General features: G+C 71.9%; 24 protein-coding genes and 1 tRNA gene. 17 read left to right on the top strand and 8 right to left on the bottom strand.

Annotated features, from left to right (window positions below; translation table 11 throughout):
* Positions 1-19 precede the first annotated feature (19 nt).
* The 8 genes from ASG94_RS06490 (at position 20) to ASG94_RS06455 (ending at position 5858) form a co-directional block, all read left to right on the top strand.
* On the top strand, positions 20-1414 hold the full coding sequence (locus ASG94_RS06490; RefSeq protein ID WP_056925509.1) for a UTP--glucose-1-phosphate uridylyltransferase: 1395 nt from the start codon (positions 20-22) through the stop codon (positions 1412-1414).
* On the top strand, positions 1407-2636 hold the full coding sequence (gene glp, locus ASG94_RS06485) for a molybdotransferase-like divisome protein Glp (RefSeq protein WP_056925508.1): 1230 nt from the start codon (positions 1407-1409) through the stop codon (positions 2634-2636). The genes ASG94_RS06490 and glp overlap by 8 nt, the downstream gene beginning before the upstream one ends.
* Entirely contained in the window at positions 2636-3112 is a 477-nt protein-coding gene (moaC, locus tag ASG94_RS06480; protein WP_056925507.1) for a cyclic pyranopterin monophosphate synthase MoaC, read from the top strand. The genes glp and moaC overlap by 1 nt, the downstream gene beginning before the upstream one ends.
* On the top strand, positions 3109-3594 hold the full coding sequence (locus ASG94_RS06475) for a MogA/MoaB family molybdenum cofactor biosynthesis protein (RefSeq protein WP_056925506.1): 486 nt from the start codon (positions 3109-3111) through the stop codon (positions 3592-3594). The genes moaC and ASG94_RS06475 overlap by 4 nt, the downstream gene beginning before the upstream one ends.
* A complete protein-coding gene (locus ASG94_RS06470) occupies positions 3591-4175 on the top strand; it encodes a GNAT family N-acetyltransferase (RefSeq protein WP_056925505.1) in 585 nt (194 codons plus the stop codon). Before ASG94_RS06475 ends, ASG94_RS06470 begins: the two co-directional genes overlap by 4 nt.
* A gap of 88 nt (positions 4176-4263) precedes the next feature.
* Positions 4264-5199, top strand: a complete 936-nt coding sequence (gene sepX / locus ASG94_RS06465; RefSeq protein WP_056925504.1) for a divisome protein SepX/GlpR — start codon at positions 4264-4266, stop codon at positions 5197-5199.
* 41 nt (positions 5200-5240) lie between these two features.
* Positions 5241-5705, top strand: a complete 465-nt coding sequence (locus ASG94_RS06460) for an SRPBCC family protein (RefSeq protein WP_056925503.1) — start codon at positions 5241-5243, stop codon at positions 5703-5705.
* 80 nt (positions 5706-5785) lie between these two features.
* Positions 5786-5858 (top strand) — tRNA-Ala (locus ASG94_RS06455).
* A gap of 400 nt (positions 5859-6258) precedes the next feature.
* Here the strand turns inward: ASG94_RS06455 and ASG94_RS06450 are convergent.
* Positions 6259-7878 (bottom strand): dolichyl-phosphate-mannose--protein mannosyltransferase, encoded by a 1620-nt coding sequence (locus ASG94_RS06450; RefSeq protein WP_082623971.1) that lies wholly within the window; start codon positions 7876-7878, stop codon positions 6259-6261.
* A 55-nt stretch (positions 7879-7933) separates the two neighbouring features.
* Here ASG94_RS06450 and rsmI point away from each other — a divergent pair, with 55 nt between their 5' ends.
* The 6 genes from rsmI to ASG94_RS06420 all read left to right on the top strand — a co-directional run bounded on the left by rsmI (position 7934) and on the right by ASG94_RS06420 (position 14810).
* The gene (gene rsmI, locus ASG94_RS06445) at positions 7934-8773 is read left to right on the top strand and encodes a 16S rRNA (cytidine(1402)-2'-O)-methyltransferase (protein WP_056925502.1); all 840 of its coding nucleotides are present in this window, start codon (positions 7934-7936) and stop codon (positions 8771-8773) included.
* A 22-nt stretch (positions 8774-8795) separates the two neighbouring features.
* Entirely contained in the window at positions 8796-9692 is an 897-nt protein-coding gene (locus tag ASG94_RS06440; protein WP_056925501.1) for a TatD family hydrolase, read from the top strand.
* A 305-nt stretch (positions 9693-9997) separates the two neighbouring features.
* The gene (locus ASG94_RS22350; RefSeq protein WP_327152771.1) at positions 9998-11131 is read left to right on the top strand and encodes a transglycosylase family protein; all 1134 of its coding nucleotides are present in this window, start codon (positions 9998-10000) and stop codon (positions 11129-11131) included.
* A 30-nt stretch (positions 11132-11161) separates the two neighbouring features.
* Positions 11162-12061, top strand: coding sequence for a 16S rRNA (adenine(1518)-N(6)/adenine(1519)-N(6))-dimethyltransferase RsmA (gene rsmA, locus ASG94_RS06430; RefSeq protein ID WP_082623970.1), 900 nt, complete (start codon positions 11162-11164; stop codon positions 12059-12061).
* Positions 12055-12990, top strand: a complete 936-nt coding sequence (locus ASG94_RS06425) for a 4-(cytidine 5'-diphospho)-2-C-methyl-D-erythritol kinase (RefSeq protein WP_056925499.1) — start codon at positions 12055-12057, stop codon at positions 12988-12990. The genes rsmA and ASG94_RS06425 overlap by 7 nt, the downstream gene beginning before the upstream one ends.
* Entirely contained in the window at positions 12987-14810 is a 1824-nt protein-coding gene (locus tag ASG94_RS06420) for an ABC-F family ATP-binding cassette domain-containing protein (RefSeq protein ID WP_056925498.1), read from the top strand. The genes ASG94_RS06425 and ASG94_RS06420 overlap by 4 nt, the downstream gene beginning before the upstream one ends.
* 90 nt (positions 14811-14900) lie before the next feature.
* Here the strand turns inward: ASG94_RS06420 and ASG94_RS06415 are convergent, their stop codons facing one another.
* Positions 14901-15398: a MarR family winged helix-turn-helix transcriptional regulator gene (locus tag ASG94_RS06415; protein WP_056925497.1), complete on the bottom strand. Its 498-nt coding sequence runs from the start codon at positions 15396-15398 to the stop codon at positions 14901-14903.
* A 93-nt stretch (positions 15399-15491) separates the two neighbouring features.
* On the opposite strand from ASG94_RS06415, the gene ASG94_RS06410 reads away from it, so the two are divergent.
* Genes ASG94_RS06410 through ASG94_RS06400 form a run of 3 tightly spaced genes read left to right on the top strand, consistent with a single transcriptional unit; the run spans position 15492 to position 17156 of the window.
* Positions 15492-16268 carry a trans-aconitate 2-methyltransferase gene (locus tag ASG94_RS06410; protein ID WP_056925496.1) on the top strand — a complete coding sequence of 259 codons (777 nt, stop codon included), beginning with the start codon at positions 15492-15494 and terminating at the stop codon, positions 16266-16268.
* Positions 16265-16642, top strand: coding sequence for a VOC family protein (locus ASG94_RS06405; RefSeq protein WP_056925495.1), 378 nt, complete (start codon positions 16265-16267; stop codon positions 16640-16642). The genes ASG94_RS06410 and ASG94_RS06405 overlap by 4 nt, the downstream gene beginning before the upstream one ends.
* A gap of 43 nt (positions 16643-16685) precedes the next feature.
* Positions 16686-17156 (top strand): hotdog fold domain-containing protein, encoded by a 471-nt coding sequence (locus tag ASG94_RS06400; RefSeq protein WP_056925494.1) that lies wholly within the window; start codon positions 16686-16688, stop codon positions 17154-17156.
* 30 nt (positions 17157-17186) lie between these two features.
* On the opposite strand, the gene ASG94_RS06395 is transcribed toward ASG94_RS06400, so the two are convergent.
* The 6 genes from ASG94_RS06395 to ASG94_RS06370 all read right to left on the bottom strand — a co-directional run bounded on the left by ASG94_RS06395 (position 17187) and on the right by ASG94_RS06370 (position 23814).
* Complete coding sequence (locus tag ASG94_RS06395) at positions 17187-18038, bottom strand: amino acid ABC transporter permease (protein ID WP_056925493.1); 852 nt, start codon at positions 18036-18038, stop codon at positions 17187-17189.
* A complete protein-coding gene (locus ASG94_RS06390) occupies positions 18038-18721 on the bottom strand; it encodes an amino acid ABC transporter permease (RefSeq protein WP_056925492.1) in 684 nt (227 codons plus the stop codon). Before ASG94_RS06390 ends, ASG94_RS06395 begins: the two co-directional genes overlap by 1 nt.
* A gap of 88 nt (positions 18722-18809) precedes the next feature.
* Positions 18810-19697: a glutamate ABC transporter substrate-binding protein gene (locus tag ASG94_RS06385; RefSeq protein WP_056925491.1), complete on the bottom strand. Its 888-nt coding sequence runs from the start codon at positions 19695-19697 to the stop codon at positions 18810-18812.
* 29 nt (positions 19698-19726) lie between these two features.
* Positions 19727-20494 carry an amino acid ABC transporter ATP-binding protein gene (locus tag ASG94_RS06380; protein ID WP_442938481.1) on the bottom strand — a complete coding sequence of 256 codons (768 nt, stop codon included), beginning with the start codon at positions 20492-20494 and terminating at the stop codon, positions 19727-19729.
* A gap of 215 nt (positions 20495-20709) precedes the next feature.
* Entirely contained in the window at positions 20710-22998 is a 2289-nt protein-coding gene (locus ASG94_RS06375) for a PQQ-dependent sugar dehydrogenase (RefSeq protein ID WP_056925489.1), read from the bottom strand.
* 114 nt (positions 22999-23112) lie between these two features.
* A complete protein-coding gene (locus ASG94_RS06370) occupies positions 23113-23814 on the bottom strand; it encodes a hypothetical protein (RefSeq protein ID WP_056925488.1) in 702 nt (233 codons plus the stop codon).
* Positions 23815-23862: the final 48 nt, after the last annotated feature.

Genomic DNA, 23862 nt, shown 5'->3' with positions numbered 1-23862 from the left:
ATGAGCCTACGATCGAGTCATGGGTAGCAAAGGCCTCGAGCTCGCACGCGCCAAGATGCAGCAGGCGGGTGTCGACCCGGTCGCGGTCGACACCTTCGCGCACTACTACCGGCTGCTCGAGCACGGCGAGACGGGGATGATCCCGGAGTCGACGATCGAGCCCCACGAGATGGAGTCGCTCGCGGACGTGGAGGTGAGCGACGACGTCGCCACCGAGGCGATCCGGCACACCGCCGTGATCAAGCTCAACGGCGGCCTCGGCACCTCGATGGGGATGGACCGCGCCAAGTCGCTGCTGTGCGTGCGACGCGGGCTGAGCTTCCTCGACATCATCGCCCGCCAGGTGCTGCACCTGCGCTCGCAGTACGACGCGACGCTGCCGCTGCTGTTCATGAACTCGTTCCGCACCTCGGCCGACACGATGGCCGCGCTGGCCCGTTACGACGACCTCCCGGTCGACGGGCTGCCCCTGGAGTTCCTCCAGAACAAGGAGCCGAAGCTGCTGGCCAAGGGCCTGCTGCCGGCCTCCCACCCCAAGGACCCCGACCTCGAGTGGTGCCCGCCGGGCCACGGCGACCTCTACACCGCGCTGCGCGGGTCCGGGCTGCTGGGACGACTGATCGAGGCGGGCTACCGCTACGCCTTCGTCTCCAACTCCGACAACCTCGGTGCCGTGCCGGACGCCCGCGTGGCCGGCTGGTTCGCCGCGAGCGGTGCGCCGTTCGCGATCGAGGCCGTGCGGCGTACCGCCTCCGACCGCAAGGGCGGGCACTTCGCCCGGCGCAAGCAGGACGGCCGCATCGTGCTGCGCGAGTCCGCCCAGACGCTGCCCGAGGACCTCGAGGCGCTCGCCGACCTCGAGGTGCACCGGTTCACCTCCACCAACAACCTGTGGTTCGACCTCCAGGCGATGAGCGACGCGCTCGACGCCCGGCAGGGGGTGCTGGGCCTGCCGCTGATCCGCAACGTCAAGCACCTCGACCCCGGGGACCCGTCGACGCCCGAGGTGATCCAGATCGAGACCGCCATGGGTGCCGCGATCGAGGTCTTCGAGGGCGCGCGCACCATCGAGGTCGGCCGCAACCGCTTCGTGCCGGTCAAGACGACCAACGACCTGCTCGTGCTGCGCTCGGACATCTACGACCTGGGCCGTGACTTCGTGCTCGACCAGGCCTCGGACGAGGTGCCCTACATCGAGCTGGACGGCGAGTTCTACAAGCTGGTCGGCGACTTCGACAAGCGCTTCCCCGAGGGCGCCCCCTCCCTGCGGGAGGCCGACTCGCTCACCGTCGACGGTGACTTCACCTTCGGCCGCGGCGTGCGGGTGGTGGGCGAGGTCGCCCTCGAGTCGCCGTCCGCGCAGCGGGTCGCGCCCGGCACGGTGCTGCAGGGCGACGGACCCGCCGATGGCTGACCTGCTGCCGGTCCCCGACCTCGTCGAGCGGATCGTGGCCTCGGTCGCCCCCCTCGCGGACTTCCCGCAGCCGCTGATGGACGCGCTCGGGCTCGCCGTCGCCGAGGACGTGCACGCTCCTATCTCGCTGCCGAGCTTCGACAACTCGTCCATGGACGGCTACGCCGTCGTACGTGACGACGTCCTCACCGCCTCGCCCGACCAGCCGGTGCACCTGCCGGTGGTGGGCGAGATCGGCGCCGGGCGCGCCGACCTGATGGCCCTCTCGCCCGGCACCGCGGTCAAGATCATGACCGGGGCGCCGGTGCCCCGCGGCTGCGACGCCGTGGTCCCCTACGAGTGGACCGACCGCGGCGTCGCGCAGGTCCGCATCACCCAGGTCCCCGCCGCGGGCCAGCACATCCGCACCCGTGGCGACGACGTGGAGGAGGGCGACCTGCTCATCGAGCACGGCACCGTCCTGGGGCCCCGCCACCTCGGGCTGCTCGCGGCGGTGGGTCGGGCCACCGTCCGGTGCCGTCCCCGCCCGCGGGTGGTCGTGATCTCCACCGGCTCCGAGCTGCGCGAGCCGGGCGCCCCGCTGGGCCACGACTCGATCTACGACGGCAACTCCTTCATGCTCGCCGCCGCCGCCCGGGCAGCCGGCGCCATCGCCTACCGGGTCGGGATCGTCCCCGACGACCCGCGGACCTTCACCGACGCGCTCGCCGACCAGCTGGTGCGCGCCGACCTGGTGGTGACCAGCGGGGGAGTGAGCCAGGGCGACTTCGACGTCGTCAAGGACGCGCTCGGACGCCTCGGCACGGTGTGGTTCGGCGGGGTCGCCATGCAGCCCGGCAAGCCGCAGGGCTTCGGCACCGTCGGTGACGACGACACCCCGATCTTCACGCTGCCCGGCAACCCGGTGTCGGCGTACGTCTCCTTCGAGACCTTCGTGCTCCCCGCGATCCGCCGGATGATGGGCAAGCTGCCCTACTCGCGCCCCGTGACCCGGGCCCGGCTCACGCACCCCATCAGCTCGCCCGCGGGCAAGCAGCAGATGGTGCGCGGGGCCTACGACACCGACCGCGGCGGACCGTTCGTCGCGCCGGTCGGGGGTCACGGCTCTCACCTGATCGGCGACCTGGCCACGTCCAACGCCCTCATCGTGGTGCCGCCCGACGTGACCGGCCTCAGCGCCGGCGACATGGTGCAGGTGCTCAAGCTGGACGAGGAGTTCTGATGGCCACCGGTGACCGGTTGACCCACGTCGACGAGCACGGCGCCGCCCGCATGGTCGACGTCTCCGCCAAGGACGTCACCGCGCGTACGGCGTCCGCGTCCGGCCGGGTGCTCGTGTCGCCCGCCGTCGTCGAGCTGCTCCGCGGGGCGGGGATGCCCAAGGGCGACACCCTCGCGGTGGCCCGGCTCGCCGGGATCATGGGCGCCAAGCAGACGCCCTCCCTCATCCCGCTGTGCCACCCGCTGGCCCTCTCGTCGGTGACCGTGGACCTGGTCGTCGCCGACGACGCCGTCGAGGTGCTGGCCACCGTGGCCACCACGGACCGCACCGGCGTCGAGATGGAGGCACTCACCGCGGTCGCCGTCGCCGCGCTCACGGTCATCGACATGGTCAAGGCCGTCGACAAGGGCGCCGTCATCACCGACGTGCGCGTCGAGACCAAGACCGGCGGCCGGTCCGGGGACTGGGCCCGGTGACCGGTCAGCTCCTCGCGGCGGTCGTCGTCGCGTCCAACCGCGCCGCGGCCGGCGTGTACGACGACGCCACCGGCCCGGTGATCGTCGACTGGCTCGTGGAGCAGGGCTTCGCCTGCGACGCCCCGGCGGTGGTGCCCGACGGCGACCCCGTCGGCGAGGCGATCCGTGCCGCCGTGGACGCCGGGGCGCGGGTGGTGCTCACCACCGGCGGCACCGGGCTGACCCCGACCGACCGCACCCCCGAGGCCACCCGCCCGTTGCTCGACCGCGAGGTCCCCGGCATCGCCGAGGCGATCCGCGCCTACGGACTGCAGGCCGGGGTCCCGACCGCGATGCTCTCGCGCGGGCTCGCGGGCGTGGCCGGGCAGTGCCTGGTCGTCAACCTGCCCGGCTCGCGCGGCGGCGTGCGCGACGCCCTCGCCGTGCTCGGGCCCGTCCTGCGGCACGCGGCCGAGCAGGTCGTCGGGAGCGACCACCCGTGACCCCGGGCTGGCCGGCGCGGCTCGTCCACGGGGACGTCGTGGTCCGGCCGCTCGAGACCGGCGACAGCTCCGCGTGGCGCGAGCTGCGCAGCCGTAACGCCGACTGGCTGCGACCGTGGGACGCGACGATGCCGCCCGGTGCCGGCAAGCGGGCGGGCAGCTACCGGCAGGTGGCACGCCGGCTGCTGCGACTGGCACGACAGGGCCACGCGATGCCGTTCGCCGTCGAGGTCGACGGGGTGTTCGCCGGCCAGGTGACGGTCAACAACATCGTGCGCGGCTCGGCTCAGTTCGCCTCCATCGGGTACTGGCTGGGTCGCGAGTTCGCCGGCCGCGGCGTCATGCCTCAGGCCGTGGCGATGGTCATCGACCACCTCTTCGGCGAGGTGGGCCTGCACCGGGTCGAGATCTGCATCCGCCCCGAGAACTCCAACTCGCTGCGCGTCGTGGAGAAGCTCGGCATCCGCGAGGTCGGCTACGCCCCGTTCTTCCTCCACATCGACGGGGCATGGCGCGACCACCGGATCTTCGCGGTCACCGTCGAGGAGTGTCCCGGACCCGTGCTGGGACGGCTCTCGTGAGGGTGTTTCACACGAGTCACACCAGTTGTTTCGCGACACACCTGTAGACATCCGCCCCATGGTGTGCTGGCGAACCTAACCTCCACATGTGGACCCGAGCGCACTGATCTTCGTCGCCCTGGCGGTGGCCTGGGCCGTCTACCTCATCCCCAAGGCGCTCCAGCACCATGACGAGGCGGTGCGGAGCCGCTCCGTCGAGCGCTTCTCGCACACCATGCGGGTGCTGGCCCGTCGCGAGCCCGTCGGCCGCCGCGAGGCCCGCCTGGTGGTGACCCCGGGACGCGCCGCGTCGAGCCCCACGGTCTCGACCAAGGCCTCCACGCGTTCCTCCTCCTCCGGTACGCCGCTCGCGGGCGCGCCGACGTCGGCCGCCGTGTCGACCGGATCGTCCGCCCCCGCTGCGTCCGCCGCCCCGCTCCCCGCGTCCCGCGTCGCCGCCCAGCAGGCCGCCCGCCGCCGCCGCCGGGTGCTCGGCGCGGTCCTGGCCCTCAACGTCGTCGTGCTCGGCCTCGCCGTCGCGTCGGTCCTCGCGTGGCCCTGGATCGCCGGGCCGCTCACGCTGCTGGTCGCCTGGCTGGTCGCCTGCCGGCTGATGGTCAAGGGCGAGCGGGCCGCTGCCCGACGCGCGCCGGTCTCCACCGTCGCCCCCCGCACCGCTCCCACCGTGTCCGAGCCCGCTTCCCCTGCGGTCGGCCACATGGAGGCGGAGATGGACGTCGTCGTCGAGTCGGTCGTCGAGCGGGCCGTGGAGCCCGAGGTCGAGCCCGCCGCCTCCGAGGCGCCGGTCGCTGCCGTGCTGCGGGCCCCCGGGTCCTGGGACATGGTGCCCACGACGCTGCCGACCTATGTCTCCAAGCCCGCCGCCACGCGGCGTACGGTCCAGACCATCGACCTGGAGTCCACCGGCGTGTGGTCCTCGGGCCGCAGCGAGAGCGACTCCGCGCTGGCCCGCGAGGCCGAGGAGCGCGAGGCGTCCGCCAAGGCCGAGCGCGCGGCCACCGAGCGGCGCGCCACCGGTTCCTGAAGCCCTTCCCGGGCCGGGCCGCCCGCCGTACGGTGACGGGCATGAGCCTGCACCTCTCGGCGTCCCGCGCCGTGCCCGTCCCGGTCACCGAGGCGTTCGACCGGCTGCTCCCGCACCCGTTGCCCGAGCTCTTCGGGCGCCGGATGCTGGCGATCCCCCCGATCCGCGAGGTCCGCGACCAGGTGGGCCCGTGGGGCGAGGTCGGCCAGACCCGCACCATCGTGCTGGCCGACGGTGGCACCATGCGCGAGACGCTCACGTCCCTCGAGCGCCCGCACCACTTCGGCTACGCGATCGGGGACGTGCACGGCCCGATGAAGCCGCTGGTGTCGGCGATCGACGGGCGGTGGTCCTTCGAGCCGGTCGGCACCGGGACGCGCATCACGTGGGCGTGGGACCTGACCCCGACCGGGGCGGGACGGCTGGTGATGCCGGTCTTCGCCCGGATGTGGGGCAGCTACGCCCGGCAGGCGCTCGAGGAGGTCGAGTCGGTCCTGCTGCGCTGACCGGGCGGGCGACCGGGACGGCTCGCCCGGGGGCTGATTGGGCTCGCTCCGGACCGCCGGTGTATCTTTTCGTCTCGTCTGGGGGTGTGGCGCAGCTGGTAGCGCGTCTCGTTCGCATCGAGAAGGCCAGGGGTTCGAGTCCCCTCACCTCCACCCAGCACCAACGGCCCGCCTCTTCGGCGGGCCGTTCGTCATTTCCCCGGGCCCGCAGGATGGCGGCAGATCGCGCCCTCGTCGCAGGGTGGCGGCAGATCGCGCCGGATCGGTGATCCGCGTGCGATGTGCCGCCACTCTGGGGGTTGCCCCGGGCCGCGTCGCTCAACTGGCGGCGTACGACGAGTGCGAAGGGCAACTGCCTGTCGTACGCCGCCACTTGCCGTCGACTCGGTCCGCGGGCCCGCAGGATGGCGGAAGATCGCGGGCCCCGTCGCAGAGTGGCGGCAGATCGCACCCGGATCGGTGCTCCGCCTGCGATGTGCCGCCACCCTGGAGTCGGACACTGCGATGTGCCGCCACCCTGGGGTCGGCAGGGCCGCCAGCAGGCGAGCGCGCCTCAGATCCAGCGGGTGAACCAGACGCGGTCGAGCCACTCCGAGTGGGTGATGAGCTGGTCGGTCCAGATCGGCCAGAACCACGCGAAGGCGAGCAGCACGAGGACGACGTACGACCCGGCGACCACGACGCCGGCGGTCCGGCGCGGGCTCGGCTCGTCGGAGCGCCCGACCAGGGTGCCGAGGCCCAGCGCGATCGCGAGGACGACGAAGGGCAGGCAGGCGATCGCGTAGAAGATGAAGATCGGCCGGTCGTCGTACATCAGCCACGGCAGCCACGTCGACCCGGTGCCGACGACCGCGACGCCGAAGCGCCAGTCGCGCGCACCGACCCAGCGCACCACCGCCAGCAGCAGCGCCAGGGCGCCGCCCCACCAGACCAGCGGGTTGCCCAGCAGCAGCACCTGGCGCAGGCAGTCGGAGCCGCGGGGGGCGTCGCAGCCTTGGGAGCCGGGCTTGATGTCGAGCTGCGCGTCGACACCGACGGGCCGGCTCATCAGCAGCCAGCCGGCCGGCTTGGAGGCGTAGACGTGCTCGCTGTCGTTGAGGAAGTGGGCGTGGAACGTGTAGACGTCGTGGTGGTAGTACCAGAGCGAGCGCAGCGACTGGACGACCTCGCCGAGGCCGTCCGCGTCGGGCTCGGTGGCGGTCGGCCACTGCTCGCCGCCGCCGTAGGTCGTGTACTGGGTGTTGCTGAGCGCCTTCTCGTACTCCCCGGCGTGGACCAGCCAGCCGGTCCAGGTCGCGACGTAGACGACGAGGGCGACCAGGACCAGGTGGAGGAAGGCCGGCACCCCGTCGAGCAGCACCGCCCGCAGCAGGGCGCGGCGCTGGCCGAAGGACCGGCGGGCGCCCCAGCTCCACGCGAAGGCCAGCAGCCCGAAGGCCGCCAGCGGGAAGAGGGCGGTCCACTTGGTGCCGACCGCCATCCCGAAGGCCACCCCGCCGGCCAGCAGCCAGGGCCGGAAGAGCAGCCGCGTGGACCCGGCGGCCAGCCGCTCGCGGAACCACTGTCGGTCCGCGACGACACAGTGGACCCCGCAGAGGATGAAGAAGGCGAGGAAGATGTCGAGCAGCGCCAGCCGGGACAGCACGAGGTGCAACCCGTCCAGGGACAGCAGGAGCCCGCCCACCAGCCCGAGCGCGGTCGAGCCGGTCACCCGCCGCACGAAGCGGCACATCACCAGCACCATCAGCGAGCCCACGACGGCGGCGGCGATCCGCCAGCCGAAGGGGTCCATCCCGAAGGCCTTCTCCCCGAGCGCGATCAGCCACTTGCCGGCCTCGGGGTGGACGATCATCGACGGACCGGACTCCCACAACCCGCCGAGCTGGCCGTTGAGGATGGACTTGTCGGCGTCCTCGACGTACTCGCGGACGTAGCCGTTGCCCAGCATCGACCAGGCGTCCTTGGCGTAGTAGGTCTCGTCGAAGGAGAACTGGTGCGGGGTGCCGAGGTGCCACCACCTGAGGAAGAACGCCAGTCCCGCGACCACCAGGGCGCCGGCCCACCCGATGACCGGGTCCTCGCCGCGCCAGCGGGGCCGGGCCCGCTCGACGGCGGGCGGCACCTCGCTGCCGACGGCCGTCCGCGACAGGCTGACGGTGGGCGGGGCGGTCACGCGGGCACTCTAGTTCGCCTGCCCCACCGAGAGTGCCCACCGATACCCTCGCCCCATGACTGCTCCTGGGGTGCTCGTGCTGGCCGCGACGCCGATCGGGCAGTACGGCGACGCGCCGCCGCGGCTGGCGGCCGAGCTCACCGGCGCCGACGTGGTGGCCGCCGAGGACACCCGTCGGCTCAAGCGGCTGACCAGCGACCTGGGCATCACCCTGGGTGGGCGCGTGGTGTCCTACTTCGAGGGCAACGAGTCGGCCCGGACGCCACTGCTCCTCGAGGCGCTGCTCGCCGGGGAACGGGTCGTGCTGGTGACCGACGCCGGGATGCCCAGTGTCAGCGACCCCGGCTACCGCCTCGTCGCCGCGGCCGTCGAGCACGACGTCCGGGTCACCGCCGTGCCGGGGCCGAGCGCGGTGCTCACCGCGCTCGCCGTGAGCGGGCTCCCGGTCGACCGGTTCTGCTTCGAGGGCTTCCTGCCGCGCAAGGCGGGGGAGCGCTCGCGCCGGCTCGCGGACCTGGCGCGCGAGGAGCGCACGATGGTGTTCTTCGAGGCCCCCCACCGCACCGAGGCGGCGCTGGCCGCGATGGCCGAGGCCCTGGGCGGCGACCGTCCTGGGGCGGTGTGCCGCGAGCTGACCAAGACCCATGAGGAGGTACGCCGCGGTCCGCTGGCCGACCTCGTCTCCTGGGCCGCGGACGGCGTGCGCGGCGAGGTCACCATCGTGGTCGAGGGCGCCGCGCCGGCCGCCGAGGTCGGCAGCGACCCCGACTCCCTGCGGGCCGCCGTGGCCGACGAGGAGGCCGCCGGGGCCACGCGCAAGGAGGCGATCGCCGACGTCGCCCGGCGCGCCGGGCTGCCCAAGCGCGAGGTCTACGCCGCGGTCCACCTCGCCTGAGGGCGCTCGCTAACCTCGGTCCATGCCCGACCAGCCGACCCGCAGCCGTGCCGCCACCGACGAGACGTCGGGGTCCCGACGCGACCGCGAGCGCCCCGCCGCGCCCGAGCCGTTGCCCCTGCCGGTGGTCGACAACCACTGCCACCTCGACATCGCCGACGGCGACTGGGTCGAGACGTCCGAGGCCATCGCGCTGGCCCGCGACGTCAACGTCGCCCGGATCGTGCAGATCGGCTGCGACCTGCCGGGCGCCCGGTGGGCGGTCGATGCGGCCGCGCGTCACCCCGAGCTGGTCGCCGGGGTCGCCCTGCACCCCAACGAGGCGCCCCGGGTCGACGACCTCGACGCGGCGATGGCCGAGATCGAGCGGCTGGCCGGCGCCCACGACAAGGTGCGGGCCGTCGGCGAGACGGGCCTGGACCGCTACAGAAATGCACAGAGCGGGACCGGCGAGGAGGGCATGCGGATCCAGGAGGAGAGCTTCCGCCGGCACATCGACCTGGCCAAGAGGTTGGACAAGACGCTCGTCATCCACGACCGCGACGCCCACGACGACGTGCTCCGCGTGATCGACGAGGAGGGGGCGCCCGAGCGCTGGGTGATGCACTGCTTCTCCGGCGACGACGCCTTCGCCCGGCAGTGCCTCGACCGGGGGGCGCACCTGAGCTTCGCCGGCACGGTCACCTTCAAGAACGCCGCCCCTTTGCGCAACGCCCTCGCGGTCACCCCGCTCGACCGGGTGCTCGTCGAGACGGACGCGCCGTACCTGACCCCGACGCCGTACCGCGGCCGCCCCAACGCGTCGTACCTCGTGCCGCTGACGGTCCGCGCGATGGCCGAGGTGCGGGGAGACGACCTGGAGGCGCTGTGCCACGCCATCGACACCAACACCGAGAGGGCATTCGGCGGAACCTGGTGACGTGACGGGTGTGACCCGTGTGACGAGAGAGGCGATTTCCACGCTCAGCAGGCCCCGCGAGCCCTCCGAGACGCTCGTCACGACCCCGTCCGAACCGGCCACGAGGAGTTTGACAGGGGTTCGGTCGCCGTTATCGTCTTGTGACTGTTGGCCGGGATCGGGAAGATCCGCCAGCGCCGGGAGGTGGTAGCCAGCCCCCTCCGCGAGACCCCCCGCTCGCATCACGTGATCGTTCCCGAGATGACCACGGCTGCACGCGGACGCGCTGTCGCCCGAGGCCCGGGAAGCTCGACGTTCGGAGCATCGTGCGTTCACGCATCGCCCACCTCAGCAAGTCCAAAGCCCTCCTGGTGACCCTCGTCGCCGTCATCCTCGCCGCGGTCGGTGGCACCACCGTCGGCTACGCGGCCCTCAACAAGTCGGTCACCCTGTCCCTCGACGGGCAGGCCCAGACGGTCAGCTCCATGGGTGGCACCGTCGGTGACGTCCTTGCCGCCGAGGGCATCGAGGTCACCGACAAGGACCTCGTCGCGCCCGCGGTCGATGAGGCCGTCGAGGACGGCACGCGCATCTCCGTGCAGTTCGGTCGCCCGCTGTCCCTCAGCGTCGACGGCGAGGAGCGGACCTACTGGGTCAACTCCACCACCGTCGCCAGCGCCCTGGGCGAGATCGGCCGACGCTTCGAGGGCGCCGACCTCTCCACCAGCCGCAGCGCCCCGCTCGGCCGCACCGGCATGACCCTCGACGTCGTCACGCCCAAGGTGCTCGAGGTCAAGGTCGGGGACGCCAAGCTCAAGCGCAAGAAGCTCACGGCCCTGACCGTCGAGGACGTCCTGGCGACGATGGACGTCAAGGTCAGCAAGCGCGACAAGGTCACGCCGGCCCTCGACAAGGAGATCTCCGACGGCGACAAGGTCGTCGTGACGGACATCCGCGTCGTGACCCGCAACGAGAAGGGCCAGTCGATCGACTTCGACACCATCACCCGCGAGGACGACTCGATGATGGAGGGCGAGGAGCAGACCGTCCGCGCCGGCCGCCCGGGCCTGCGCGACGTCACCTACGAGCTCCGCTTCCGCAACGACGAGCTCGTGGCCCGCAAGGTGCTCTCCTCCGACGTCAAGCGAGCCCCGGTCGACGCGATCGTCAAGGTCGGCACCAAGGAGGCGCCCAGCGAGCCCAACTTCGCCTCGGGCGGCACGGTGTGGGACGCCCTCGCTCAGTGCGAGTCCGGCGGCAACTGGGCCATCAACACCGGCAACGGCTACTACGGCGGCCTCCAGTTCAACCTCGGCACCTGGCAGGCGTACGGCGGCTCGGGCCTGCCGAGCAGCGCCTCGCGCGAGACCCAGATCGCGATCGCGACCAAGGTGCGCGACGCCTCGGGCGGGTACGGCGCCTGGCCGGCCTGCTCGTCCAAGCTGGGCCTGCCCCAGTGAGTGCATCCCTCGGGCACTAGCCTGAGACGCATGACCACCCCCTCCGCCGGACCGAGCCTGCTCGGTCCGGCGGAGGTGCGTCAGCTGGCCGCCCGGCTCGACCTGCGGCCGACCAAGCAGCGCGGCCAGAACTTCGTCATCGACCCCAACACGGTGCGCCGGATCGTGCGTGAGTCGCAGGTCGGGGCCGACGACGTGGTGGTCGAGATCGGGCCCGGCCTGGGCTCGCTCACCCTGGCGCTGCTCGAGGTCGCCGGTCGCGTCGTGGCCATCGAGCTCGACGAGGCGCTGGCCGGCCTGCTGCCCGAGACCATCGCGACCCACGCCCCGGACCGGGCGGACCGCTTCGAGGTGGTGCTGGGCGACGCGATGCGCGTCGAGTCCGTGCCGGGTCCGCCGCCCACGGCGCTGGTCGCCAACCTGCCCTACAACGTGTCGGTGCCGGTGCTACTGCACATGCTCACCCTGCTGCCCTCGCTCGAGCGCGGGCTGGTGATGGTGCAGGCCGAGGTCGCCGACCGGCTCGCCGCACCCCCCGGCTCCAAGACCTACGGCGTGCCCAGCGTCAAGGCGGCCTGGTTCGCCGACGTACGCCGCGCGGGCACGATCGGGCGCAACGTCTTCTGGCCCGCGCCCAACGTCGACTCCGGCCTGGTGGCATGGACCCGTCGGGAGCCGCCGGTCACCACCGCCACCCGCCAGCAGGTCTTCGCGGTGGTGGACGCGGCCTTCGCCCAGCGACGCAAGCAGCTGCGCGCCGCCCTGCGACCGCTCGCCGGGTCGGGCGAGGCGGCCGAGGCGGCGCTCGTGCACGCCGGCGTCGACCCGACCACCCGCGGCGAGGTCATCGGCGTGCAGGAGTTCGCACGGATCGCCGAGGGCATGCCGTGGGACGAGAGCCGCCGCGACAGCGACGGTCGCGGATGGTGACCCCCGAGCGTCGGCTGCCGCGCAGCGTCGACGTCCGAGCCTCCGCCAAGATCAACCTGCACCTCGGGGTGGGCGCCGCCCGCGAGGACGGCTTCCACCCGCTCGAGACCGTCTACCAGGCGATCGGGCTGCACGACGAGCTCGTCGCCACCGAGGACGAGGCGTTCCGCGTCGTCACCCACGGAGCGGCGTACGTCGACGTGACCGACGTGCCGGTCGGCGCCGACAACATCGTCGCCCGGGCCACCGCGCTGATGGCGGCCCGCGTCGAGGTCGAGCCGACGGCCGACTTCCTGGTCCACAAGGAGATCCCCGTCGCCGGGGGGATGGCGGGCGGGTCGGCCGACGCGGCCGCCGCCCTGCTCGCCCTGGACCGGCTGTGGGACGCCGGGACCCCCGACGACGAGCTCCTCGCGCTGGCCGCCGAGCTCGGCAGCGACGTGCCCTTCGCGCTGATCGGCGGCACCGCCCTCGGCACCGGCCGGGGCGAGCTGGTCACGCCGATCGCCGACAGCGGACCCTGGTGGTGGGTCGTCGTACCGTCCTCCGCCGGAGGCCTGTCGACCCCGGCCGTCTACCGCCGCTTCGACGAGATGTTCCCGGGGGCCGACCCCGAGCCTGCCTCCGCCGCCGCGGTGATCTCGGCCTTGGCGACCCACGACCCGCACCGGCTCGGCGCCGCGCTGCACAACGATCTCCAGGAGCCCGCGATCGACCTGCGCCCCGACCTCGGCGACCTCCTGGACCGCGGGGAGTCCGAGGGAGCCGTCCGCGGCCTGGTCTCCGGCTCCGGCCCGACCTGCCTCTTCCTGGCCGAGTCGCCGACCGCCGCCCACGCGCTGGCGGGCGCACTGCGCGGCTCCGGCCAGCCCGTGGTGCTCGTCGCCGCCGGGCCGGTACCCGGCGCGCAGGTGGTGGACGCACCGTGAGCGCGGCACCGGCCAACCTGCTCAACCTCGAGCGGGTCTCCAAGTCCTACGGCGTGCGCCCGCTGCTCGACGAGGTCTCCCTCGGCGTCTCGGCGGGGGAGCGCATCGGCATCGTCGGCCGCAACGGCGACGGCAAGACCACCCTGCTCGAGGTGATGACGGGCCTCGAGGAGCCGGACACCGGCCGGGTCTCGATGACCCGGGGCGTCGAGATCGGCTACCTGCACCAGGGCGACGAGCTCGTCGACACCCACTCGGTGCGCGAGGCCGTGCTCGGCGGTCTCTCCGACCACGAGTGGGCGGCCGACACGATGATGCGCGGCGTCGTCGAGGAGCTGCTCGCGGGCATCTCGCTGGACCGCGCCGTCCTCGGGCTCTCCGGCGGCGAGCGACGCCGGTGCGCCCTGGCCGCACTCCTGCTCGGGCGCCACGACCTGATCGTGCTCGACGAGCCCACCAACCACCTCGACGTCGAGGCGGTGGCGTGGCTGGCCGAGCACCTCGTCGGCCGCACGAGCGCCCTCATCGTCGTCACCCACGACCGCTGGTTCCTCGACGAGGTCTGCCAGACGACGTGGGAGGTCCACGACGGGGCCGTGGACAGCTACGAGGGCGGGTACGCCGCCTTCGTGCTGGCCAAGGCCGAGCGCTCCCGCCAGGCCGCGGCCTCCGAGGTGCGCCGGCAGAACCTGGTGCGTAAGGAGCTCGCCTGGCTGCGCCGCGGCGCCCCGGCCCGGACCGCGAAGCCCAAGTTCCGCATCGACGCCGCCAACCAGCTGATCGAGGACGTCCCGCCGCCGCGCGACCGGATGGAGCTGCAGCGCTTCGCCGCCCAGCGCCTCGGCAAGGACGTGATCGACGTCGAGGACGTCGACCTGTTCCGCGGCGAGCGCCAGCTCCTCGACCACGCCACCTGGCGGCTCGGTCCCGGGGACCGGGTGGGGATCGTCGGGGTCAACGGGGCCGGCAAGACCTCGGTGCTGTCCCTGCTGTCGGGCGACCTCGCACCGCGCGTGGGCAAGGTCAAGCACGGCCGCACGGTCTCGATGCAGCACCTCACCCAGGCGCTCGATGACATCGACCCCGCGGGCCGGGTGCTGCCGACCGTCGAGTCCATCCGCCGGGTGACCCGCACGGCCGACGGGCAGGAGCTGACGGCCACCTCGCTGCTGGAGCGCTTCGGCTTCACCGGCGACCGGCTGACCGCCCGGCTCGGCGACCTCTCCGGTGGCGAGCGCCGACGCTTCCAGCTGCTCAAGCTGCTGCTCACCGAGCCCAACGTGCTGCTGCTCGACGAGCCGACCAACGACCTCGACATCGAGACCCTCAACGTCCTCGAGGACTTCCTCGACGGCTGGCCGGGGACCCTCGTCGTCGTCTCCCACGACCGGTACTTCCTCGAGCGGGTCACCGACTCGGTCTGGGCTCTGCTGGGCGACGGCAAGATCTCGATGCTGCCGCGCGGGGTCGACGAGTACCTCGAGCGCCGCGCTGCGCGTCGTACCTCGGAGGCGGCCCTCGCGCGGGCGTCCGCCACCGCGCCGGCCCCGGCCGGTGGTTCGTCGGACGTCCCGGCCGGTGCCGCGGCGAGGTCGCGCTCCGGCAGCGCCGAGGAGCGCACGGCCCGCAAGGCCCTCGCCCGCATCGACAAGCGGCTCGAGCGGATCGCCGAGCGGGAGAAGGCCCTGCACGACGAGATGGCCGCCCACCTCACCGACTACGACCTGCTCGCCCGGGTCGGCGCCGAGCTCAGCGCGCTGCAGGCGGAGAAGGACGAGCTGGAGATGGAGTGGCTCGAGGTCTCCGAGGCGCTCGAGTAGACGCGCGGACCTTGGTCTCCCGACCACCGCCCCCGCAGGCGTGCGACCCGACGCCGCAGGGGGTTGTGTCCGCGTGTCTCCGCGTCACAGCTAGGCGTCGTCGGGGTTGAACGGCGCCAGCAGGGTGCGCAGCAGCTCGGCCAGGGTGGCGCGCTCGTGGGGCGGCAGCCCCTCGAGCAGGGCGGCCTCGGCGCCGAGCAGGGCCCCGAAGGCGCCGTCCACGGTCGCCTTGCCCTCCGCCGTCAGGCGCACGAGCACGCCGCGCCGGTCGTGCGGGTCGGGCAGCCGCTCGACGAACCCGCGTGCCGCCAGCCGGTCGACGCGGTTGGTCATCGTGCCGCTGGTCACCAGCGTCTCGCGGAGCAGGCGGCCGGGAGAGAGCTCGTACGGCGCCCCGGCCCGCCGCAGCGCGGCCAGCACGTCGAACTCCCACGACTCGATGCCGTGCGTGGTGAAGGCGGCCCGGCGGGCGAGGTCGAGGTGGCGCGAGAGCCGGCTGATCCGGCTGAAGACCTCGACCGGGCCGAGGTCGAGGTCGCTGCGCTCGCGCGCCCACGCCTCGACCAAGGCGTCCACCTCGTCCCGCATGGGTGCAGTGTGCCAGATCCGTCGAGAATCTTGACATCAAGAGAATGTGTCGGCAACATGTCTTGACGTCAAGACAAATGTGGAGGACTGGCGATGACGCACCGGTGGGACCCCCAGCAGTACCTGACGTACGCCAACGAGCGTGGTCGCCCCTTCGTCGACCTGATGGCGCGCGTCCCGGCGTCCGAGCCACGTCGCGTGGTCGACCTCGGGTGCGGGCCCGGCAACCTCACCACGATCCTCGCCAGTCGCTGGCCGGCGGCCGACGTCCACGGGATCGACGCCAGCCGCGAGATGGTCGCGGCCGCGCGAGCGCCCGGGGTCTCGTTCGAGGTCGCGGACCTGCGGTCGTGGGCGCCGGACGAGCCGGTCGACGTACTGGTCTCCAACGCGACGCTCCAGTGGGTGCCGGGACACCTGGAGCTGATGCCCCGACTCGTGGGGCACGTCGTCGCCGGCGGTTGGTTCGCCTTCCAGGTGCCGGGGAACTTCGACGAGCCCAGCCACACGATCCGTGCCGAGCTGGCGGCCGAGGATCCCTACGTCGACCACGTGCGGGACGTCGCGACCCCGTCCTCGCACGACCCGGTCACCTACCTGCGCGCCCTCCAGGCGCTCGGCTGCGAGGTGGACGCGTGGGAGACGACGTACCTGCACGTCCTCCACGGCCCGGACCCGGTCCTGGCCTGGGTCTCCGGCGCCAGCGCCAGACCGGTGCTGGACGCGCTCCCGGCGGGGTTGCGCGAGGAGTTCGCGGCCGAGCTCGGTGCGCGGCTGCGCCGCGCCTACCCCGACGACGGCCACGGGGTGGTGCTGCCCTTCCGCCGGGTCTTCGTCGTCGCTCGCGTGGGCGGGGGTGCCGCGGCATGAGGCTCCACCACGTGCAGGTCGCCTGTCCGGCCGGGGGCGAGGAGCTCGCCCGCCGCTTCTGGAGCGAGGGGCTCGGCATGACCGAGGTGGACAAGCCCGCCGACCTGAGGGCCCGGGGTGGCGCCTGGTTCCGGGCGTACGACGACCGCGGCGGCGTCGCTGCGGAGCTGCACGTGGGTGTCGAGGAACCCTTCGCGCCGGCCCGCAAGGCGCACCCGGCTTTCGTGGTTGCCGACGTCGACGCGGTCGCGGCCCGGCTCGAGGGGCTCGGGTTCACCGTCGACCACTCCCGGCGCGACGGCTTCCCGGGACACGTGCGCTGCCACTGCTTCGACGGGCACGGCAACCGGGTGGAGCTGCTCCAGGCGATCTGACCGCTGGCACCAGGCACAAGTTACCGACCGGTAGGGTGTGCGCATGACTCGCGTCCTCGACCTCTGGAACACCACGTCCCGGCTGCCCCAGGGGCAGCGGATCTTCTCGACGCTCTTCGCGCAGAAGGCGCCGTACTTCGCGTCCATCCACCCGCGCTTCACCGTCGTGGAGCCGAATCGCGCCGAGCTCGTGATCCGCAAGCGCCGCTCGGTGCACAACCACATCGGGACCGTGCACGCGATCGCCCTGTGCAACGGCCTCGAGGCCGCGATGGGGGCGCTCGCCGAGGTGAGCATCCCCGCGCACAAGCGGTGGATCCCGAAGGGGATGGAGGTCGCCTACACCGCCAAGGCCGACTCCGACATCACCTGCATCGCCGAGACCGACCCCGAGCAGTGGACTGGCGACGACCCCGCCGTGGACGTCCGGGTGCGCGGCGTACGCCGGGACGGCACCGTGGTCATCGAGGGCGTCATCCGGCTCCACGTCACCGAGAAGCCGCGGCGAGAGTAGTCGCCCGCCCCGGCGAGTGGGGGGGCAGGATCAGGCGACGTTGCTGACCGGCTCGGCCACGTTGCTGACCTGCAGCATCTCCTTCTCGCCCACGAAGCGCTTCTGCGCCCGCGTGGCGAGGTAGGTGAGGGCGAGGTTGGTGATGACGTAGAGACCCGAGATCACGATCGTGGTGGGCACGATGTTGTTGAAGCTCAGCGGCAACGACTTCAGGATCTTGGTGAGCCCGACCCCGAAGACGATCAGGATCAGGCTGGTGTCCTTGAGTGCCACCACCATCTGGCTGATGATTGCCGGGATCATGATCTTCACCGCCTGGGGCAGCAGGATCACGTTCATCACCTGGGACTTGCGCATCCCGATCGCGTACGCCGCCTCGGCCTGCCCGCGCGGGACGGCGTTGACGCCGGCGCGGAACACCTCGGCGAGCACGGCGCCGTTGTAGACCGTGAGGGACAGGACGACCGACCAGTAGGCGCCGTCCTCGATCGACATGCTGTTGAAGATCGCGTAGAACGAGAAGATCATCAGCATGATGACCGGCACCGCCCGGAAGAACTCCACGACCAGCCAGCTGACCCAGCGGACGGGCTTGCGGTCGGAGAGCTTGCCGATGCCGAAGACCAGGCCGAAGACCAGGGCGCCGAGAACGGCCAGGACGGCCATGGTGAGCGTGTCCAGCCAGGCCTCGCCGATCGCCCGCATGATGTTGGGCGTGACGAACGGCTCCCACAGGGCGTACTCGAACTGACCGGCGTCGTAGAGCCGCTTGACGGCGTAGGCGACGAGCACGAGGAGCGCGACGACCGCGACGATCGTGTAGATGCGGTGCCGGGCGACCGTCTTGGGTCCCGGCGCGTCGAAGAGGACTTCAGCAGCCATTACGCGATCCTCCAGCGTCGTTCGAAGGTGCCGGCGACGAGCGAGACGAGCTCGACCAGCACGACGTACCCGATGGCGAAGGCGATGAAGATGCCCCAGCGTTCGTCGGCGTTGTTGTTGGTCATGACCTTCATCTGCGCGGTCGCCTCGATGACGCCGAAGACGGCGGCCACCGACGTGTTCTTCAGCAGGGCGATCAGGGCGCTGGCCACCGGCGGCACGGAGGCGCGGAAGGCCTGGGGGAGCACGACCTGGCTCATCACGCCGGTGAAGGGGAGTCCGATCGCGCGGGCCGCCTCGGCCTGGCCCAGCGGGACGGCGTTGACGCCCGAGCGGAGGGCCTCGCACACGAAGGTGGACGTGTAGAGCGTGAGGGACACGACCGCGGTCGAGAAGAACGAGGTGAAGTCGAAGGTCCCGATGTGGACGTCGACCCACTTGAAGTTGATGCCGATCTTGGGAGCGGCGAAGGAGAAGAAGAAGAACACCGCGAGGAGGGGCGTGTTGCGCACGAGCGTCACGTACGTCGCCGCCGCCTTGTCGAGCACGGAGATCGGGCCCACGCGCATCGCGACGAGGATGGTGCCGCCGATGAGGGAGAAGACCCCGGAGACGAGGAAGAGCAGCACGGTGTAGCCGAACGCCTTGAAGACGTCGGGAAGGCTTTCGAGTACGGCGTCCACGCCGCTCCTCTCCTGTGGTGGTCCGGTGGTGCAGTGATCGGTCCGGACCCGCGTCGCGCCGGTCCGGACCGATCAGTGGTGCGTCAGGTCAGGACTCGCACGCGTCCATCTCGGGGAAGTCGGGCGTCTCGACGCCCGAGGCGCCGAGGTTGGCCTCGAAGGCCTCGGCCCACTTGCCGTCCTCGTTGGCCTGCTCGAGCGTGTCGGTGATCCACTGGCACATCTCGGGGGAGTCCTTGGAGTAGCCGACGCCGATGCGCTCCTCGGAGAACGGGTCGCCGACGACCTTGAGCTGGCCCTCGTTCTGCGCGGCGTAGCCGGCGAGGATCGTGCCGTCGGTGGTCATGGCCTCGACGGTGCCGTCGAGCACCTTGTCGACGCACTGGCTGTAGGTGTCGAAGCCGACCGGCTTCATGCCCTCGGCCTTGGCGTTGTCGAGCGAGGTCGAGCCCGTCACCGAGCAGACCTCCTTGCCCTGCAGGTCCTCGGGACCGGCCGCGTCGGAGTCCTCGGGGACCAGCAGCTGCTGGCCGGTCACCATGTAGGGGCCGGCCTGGCCGACGACCTGGCGACGCTCGTCGGTGATGGAGTACGACGCCAGCACCAGGTCGACCTTGCCCTCCTGGAGGAAGGGCTCGCGGTTGTCGGAGATGGTCTCGATGTACTTGACCTTCGACGTGTCCTCGGGGTCGATGCCCAGGCTGGCGACCAGGATCTTGGCGATGTCCACGTCGAAGCCGGTGGGCATGTCCGAGCCGGTCTCGTTGAAGCCGAGGCCGGGCTGGTCGTACTTGACGCCGACGTTGATGGTGCCCGCGTCGGCGAGCTCCTTCATGCGGGTGCCGTCGTCGAAGCTGGCGTCCTCGGACACCTCGACGTCGACGGACTCGGTGTCCGAGCCCGCGTCGCCGCAGGCGGCCAGGCTGAGTGCCAGCCCGAGTCCGGCCACCATGGCCTTGGTACGGATGAATCGCATCTGCTGCTCCCTCGTGTGTTGGTGGGTCGTCAGTGCTTGAGGATCTTGCCGAGGAAGTCCTTGGCCCGATCCGACTGGGGGTGGGTGAAGAACTCCTCGGGGGTGTTCTCCTCGACGATGGCGCCGTCGGCCATGAAGACCACCCGGTCGGCCGCCGTACGCGCGAAGCCCATCTCGTGGGTGACCACGATCATCGTCATGCCGCCCTGGGCGAGGTCGACCATGACGTCGAGGACCTCCTTGATCATCTCCGGGTCGAGCGCCGAGGTGGGCTCGTCGAAGAGCATCACCTTGGGCTCCATGGCCAGGGCACGGGCGATGGCCACGCGCTGCTGCTGGCCGCCGGAGAGCTGGGCGGGGTACTTCTCGGCCTGGTGCCCCACGCCGACGCGCTCGAGGAGCTCGCGCGCCTTCTTCTCCGCCTCCTCCTTCTTCATCCCGCGGACCTTGACCGGGCCGAGGGTGACGTTCTCGAGGATCGTCTTGTGGGCGAAGAGGTTGAAGCTCTGGAAGACCATGCCGACCTCGGCGCGGAGGGCGGCGAGCGCCTTGCCCTCCTGCGGCAGCGGCTGGCCGTCGAGCGTGATGGTGCCGTCGTCGATCGTCTCGAGCCGGTTGATCGTGCGGCACAGGGTGGACTTGCCGGAGCCCGAGGGGCCGATGACCACGACCACCTCGCCGCGGGTGACGGTGAGCTCGATGTCCTTGAGGGCCTGCATCTGGCCGAAGTACTTCTGCACCCCGTCCAGCACGACCAGCGGTTCTCCCCGGCCGGCGCTGACGGACCCGTGCTCCATCGTCGTCATGCGCGCAACCTATCGGCCCATGACCCTTTCGGGCCATCAGGCCGTGGTCACGGCGCGCAATCGTGACCCGACCGTGGCCTCTCGTCGACTGAGGCACGCGGGCGTGGACACGCGGACGTTGCCCGCGAGCAGGTCCGGGGTGCAGGCGTGGTGCCTGCACCCCGGACGAGGTGGTGGTCCGCGTGTCTACGCGGCGAGACGTCCCCTCACCGCAGGAAGCGGCGGTACTGGCGGGCCACCTCCGAGGGGGAGGCCACGTCGTCGAGGAACATCAGTCCGTCCATGCGGCAGTTGCACGGGTTGCGCTCGTCGCCGTTCTGCGGGAACGAGCCGCCGATCTTGATCCCGCGGGGGTTGGTGGCGGACGTACCGGTGCCGTCTACCTTCCACGGGTCGTTGGTCGCGGTGTAGAAGCCGTCGACCTTCTCGCCGTTGCGGTAGAGCGCCATGGACCCGTCGTCGTAGTCGAACGTCGCGGCCAGGTGGACCCACTCGCCCTGCGGGAGCAGCTCGCGCCAGTCCTGCGAGGCGGCGTACGTCCAGGAGCTGCCCGTGTCGATGCGCCGGCCCAGGGCGACCAGCCGCAGCTCGCCGTTGACCTGGATCAGCTCGAGCAGGGCGCGCACGCCGTGCCCGTCCGAGTTGCCCGTCAGCACGCCGGCCAGGCCGATCGCGTTGTAGCCCGCCGTCGGGTTCTGGCCGGTCATCTTGAACCAGCCCATCACCGTGGTGCCGGTCGCGGTGTTGAACCGCGACAGGGAGGCCACCCCGTCGGCGTCCGCCTCGTAGACGCCCGCCTTCCAGGCGGTGCCGGTCGGGGACTCCGCGGCGCTGTGCAGCTGGAGCGCGTTGTTGGACCCGGGGTAGGCCCCGTCGTCCACGCGCATCCGGTCACCGCCGTTGACCAGCCGGACCAGCGTCCGGCTGGCGCCCTGGTCCTCCTCGTAGGAGTCGTTGGCGGCGAAGGGGTGCTCGAAGTCGTACGACGCGACGAGGTCCTCGCGCAGTGACGGCTCCACGTCGTCGGGCCACGGCGCGTTCCGGGTGTCGACGACCTTCCAGATCGTCCCGTTGGCCTTGGCCAGCAGGTAGAGGTTGCGCTCGGAGTCGGTGCCGAAGCGCAGGTCGACGCGGCCGTCGCCGACGAGGTCGGGCATCCGCACCCGGGTCCCGTCGGTGGTGTAGAGCTGCAGCTCGTGGACCGTGGCCTCACGGTCCTGGTCGTCGCGCATCTGCGCCGCGACCGTGTAGAAGACCTTGCCCTCGACGAGGTCGCCGAAGACGTACTTGCCGTTCAGGCCCGGCAGGTCGCCGCGGTGGACGAGCCCGCCGGAGATGGCGTGGCCGGAGTCGGCGTTGCAGCTCCAGTTGGCCGGGGTGTCGTGGGCGTACGACGCGACCGGGAAGTCGTAGCCCGCGGCGGCCTGCTCCGCGGTCATCGGGTCGAGCCGGCACTGGGTGTCGTTCTGGTAGTCCAGGCGCGACTCCACGTCGGGCCAGCCGAAGTCGTCGCCGGCGTCGACCTCGTAGACCGCCTCGATGGCGCGCTGGCCGATGTGGCCGAGGTACATCTCGTGCTTGCCGCCGAGGTCCCAGCTGAAGCGGTGCGGGTCCCGCATGCCGATGGCCCAGATCTCACCCAGCGCGCCGTCCTGGCCCACCCAGGGGTTGGTGTCGGGGATGCCGTACTGCCCGTTGGGGGAGTCGGTCCCGAGCGGGTCGATCCGCAGGATCTTGCCCGCGGGGGTGTCGAGGTCCTGCGGCACCGTGCTGCGCACGCCGTTGCCGCCGTCGCCGACGGCGAGGTAGAGCAGGCCGTAGTCGTCGTCGCCCGGCTGGGCCGTGGGGTTGAAGTCGATCTGCTGGATGGCGTGGATCTGCTCGGTGAAGCCGAAGCGGAACATCTCGCGCGACGTGCCGCTGAACGTGTCGGCGGCCGGGTCGGTCGCGGTCCACTCGGTGACGACGCTCTGCACGAACGCGTTCGGCTGGTTGGGGTAGGTCGGGGTCTTGGTCCTGATCGCGTCCTGGTCCTCGGTGTGGACGGTGTAGAACTTGCCGTTCTCCGCGAACTCCGGGTGGAAGGTGACGAAGCCGAAGCCCGAGCCCATGCCCCGGCCGGAGAAGAAGTCGGGGAACTGCGCCTTGATGTCGAGGTAGCGGGTCTCCTCGCCGTCACGCAGCAGGTAGAGCGGGCCGTTGAGGTCCGGCACGTAGAGGCGTCCCGAGCCGTCGGGCACCTCCCCGATGTAGTTGATGCGGTTGTGGCGCATCAGCCGGGCGTCGGTCGGCGCCGGCGTCGGGTCTGACTCCGGCAGCTGGGCGACCTCCTCGAGGACGAGGCCGAGCGTGCCCGGCACGGGGTCGGGCGGGATCGACGGTGCTCCCGGGCCCGACCCGGTGGCGGTCGGCGTGGACGTGATGCTCAGGGGTGCCAGGGTCGCGGCGGTGACGGCCAGGGCCGACACGGCGACCCGCCAGCGTGTGCTTCGCATGGGATGTGTCCCTACTGTGGTGGGTGGTTGGTAGCACAGCTGCTGCCCCGGCCCTGCACGGTCGGGACAGCCCTCGCTGGTCCCCGGGCTCTGCCACGGGGACCAGCGGGGATCTCAGGGGGCCGGCGTCCCCGTCACCCGCACGTGGCGGGCCCGGCCGTAGTTGTCGAACGAGCCGAAGCCGACCCGTCCTCCGGTGAAGGTGGTGTCGGTGGCGGTCATCAGCGGCTCGCTCGACCCGTCGACGTACGCCGCGATCGCGCCGCTGTCGGCGTCGTACTCGACCCGCACGTCGTGCCACGAGGCGTCCGTGACGGCGGGCGGTGCGCCCACCGAGCCGTTCCACTGGTCGTCGATGCGGCGGCGGTCGGCGTTGTCGACGACGAAGATGCCGTTGTGGGGGTAGATGGTGTTGTCCTGGGAGAAGTGTGCGTAGTAGAAGCGCTTCGGACCCTGGTAGTTCCACACGATGATGACGTCGCGGTTGCTCACGCTGACCGGCTCGTCGAGGCGGACCTCCGCGTCGATGGCGACGTCGGTGAGCTCGGGACCCTTCGAGACGATCGCGTACTCGAACGGGCGCCGGACGCCGTCGTTGGGGTTGGTCCCGGCCCGGGTGAGCACGAGCTCGTTGCCGCGGTAGTCCCACAGGTCGTCGGTCAGCGGGTCCCAGTGCTGCGGGGTCGCCGGCGCGACGACGTGCACCTGCGCGGGCCCGGCCTCCACGACGGCTCCCGCCGGCAGCGTCGGGCACAACAGCGCCGCTCCTGCCGTCAGGCCCGTCGCGAGCGCGATCGTCCTCCGTCTGTGCTGCATGTGCTCACGTCCTTTCCGAGTTGGTGTGAGTGGTGTGCACCGGGGGAG

Origin of the sequence: Nocardioides sp. Soil805 (assembly GCF_001429625.1) — a bacterium.
In the GTDB taxonomy this organism is placed as follows: domain Bacteria; phylum Actinomycetota; class Actinomycetes; order Propionibacteriales; family Nocardioidaceae; genus Nocardioides.
The sequence above is the reverse complement of the archived record's forward strand: the minus strand, read 5'-3'. Positions and strand labels throughout refer to the sequence as shown.

What these genes read in the sequence shown, in the direction of transcription:
- ASG94_RS06490 (WP_056925509.1), top strand. Translation starts at nt 20, where the DNA reads ATGGGTAGCAAAGGCCTCGAGCTCGCACGCGCCAAGATGCAGCAGGCG.
- glp (WP_056925508.1), top strand. Translation starts at nt 1,407, where the DNA reads ATGGCTGACCTGCTGCCGGTCCCCGACCTCGTCGAGCGGATCGTGGCC.
- moaC (WP_056925507.1), top strand. Translation starts at nt 2,636, where the DNA reads ATGGCCACCGGTGACCGGTTGACCCACGTCGACGAGCACGGCGCCGCC.
- ASG94_RS06460 (WP_056925503.1), top strand. Translation starts at nt 5,241, where the DNA reads ATGAGCCTGCACCTCTCGGCGTCCCGCGCCGTGCCCGTCCCGGTCACC.
- rsmI (WP_056925502.1), top strand. Translation starts at nt 7,934, where the DNA reads ATGACTGCTCCTGGGGTGCTCGTGCTGGCCGCGACGCCGATCGGGCAG.
- ASG94_RS06440 (WP_056925501.1), top strand. Translation starts at nt 8,796, where the DNA reads ATGCCCGACCAGCCGACCCGCAGCCGTGCCGCCACCGACGAGACGTCG.
- rsmA (WP_082623970.1), top strand. Translation starts at nt 11,162, where the DNA reads ATGACCACCCCCTCCGCCGGACCGAGCCTGCTCGGTCCGGCGGAGGTG.
- ASG94_RS06425 (WP_056925499.1), top strand. Translation starts at nt 12,055, where the DNA reads ATGGTGACCCCCGAGCGTCGGCTGCCGCGCAGCGTCGACGTCCGAGCC.
- ASG94_RS06415 (WP_056925497.1), bottom strand. Translation starts at nt 15,398, where the DNA reads ATGCGGGACGAGGTGGACGCCTTGGTCGAGGCGTGGGCGCGCGAGCGC.
- ASG94_RS06410 (WP_056925496.1), top strand. Translation starts at nt 15,492, where the DNA reads ATGACGCACCGGTGGGACCCCCAGCAGTACCTGACGTACGCCAACGAG.
- ASG94_RS06405 (WP_056925495.1), top strand. Translation starts at nt 16,265, where the DNA reads ATGAGGCTCCACCACGTGCAGGTCGCCTGTCCGGCCGGGGGCGAGGAG.
- ASG94_RS06400 (WP_056925494.1), top strand. Translation starts at nt 16,686, where the DNA reads ATGACTCGCGTCCTCGACCTCTGGAACACCACGTCCCGGCTGCCCCAG.
- ASG94_RS06395 (WP_056925493.1), bottom strand. Translation starts at nt 18,038, where the DNA reads ATGGCTGCTGAAGTCCTCTTCGACGCGCCGGGACCCAAGACGGTCGCC.
- ASG94_RS06385 (WP_056925491.1), bottom strand. Translation starts at nt 19,697, where the DNA reads ATGCGATTCATCCGTACCAAGGCCATGGTGGCCGGACTCGGGCTGGCA.
- ASG94_RS06380 (WP_442938481.1), bottom strand. Translation starts at nt 20,494, where the DNA reads ATGGAGCACGGGTCCGTCAGCGCCGGCCGGGGAGAACCGCTGGTCGTG.
- ASG94_RS06375 (WP_056925489.1), bottom strand. Translation starts at nt 22,998, where the DNA reads ATGCGAAGCACACGCTGGCGGGTCGCCGTGTCGGCCCTGGCCGTCACC.
- ASG94_RS06370 (WP_056925488.1), bottom strand. Translation starts at nt 23,814, where the DNA reads ATGCAGCACAGACGGAGGACGATCGCGCTCGCGACGGGCCTGACGGCA.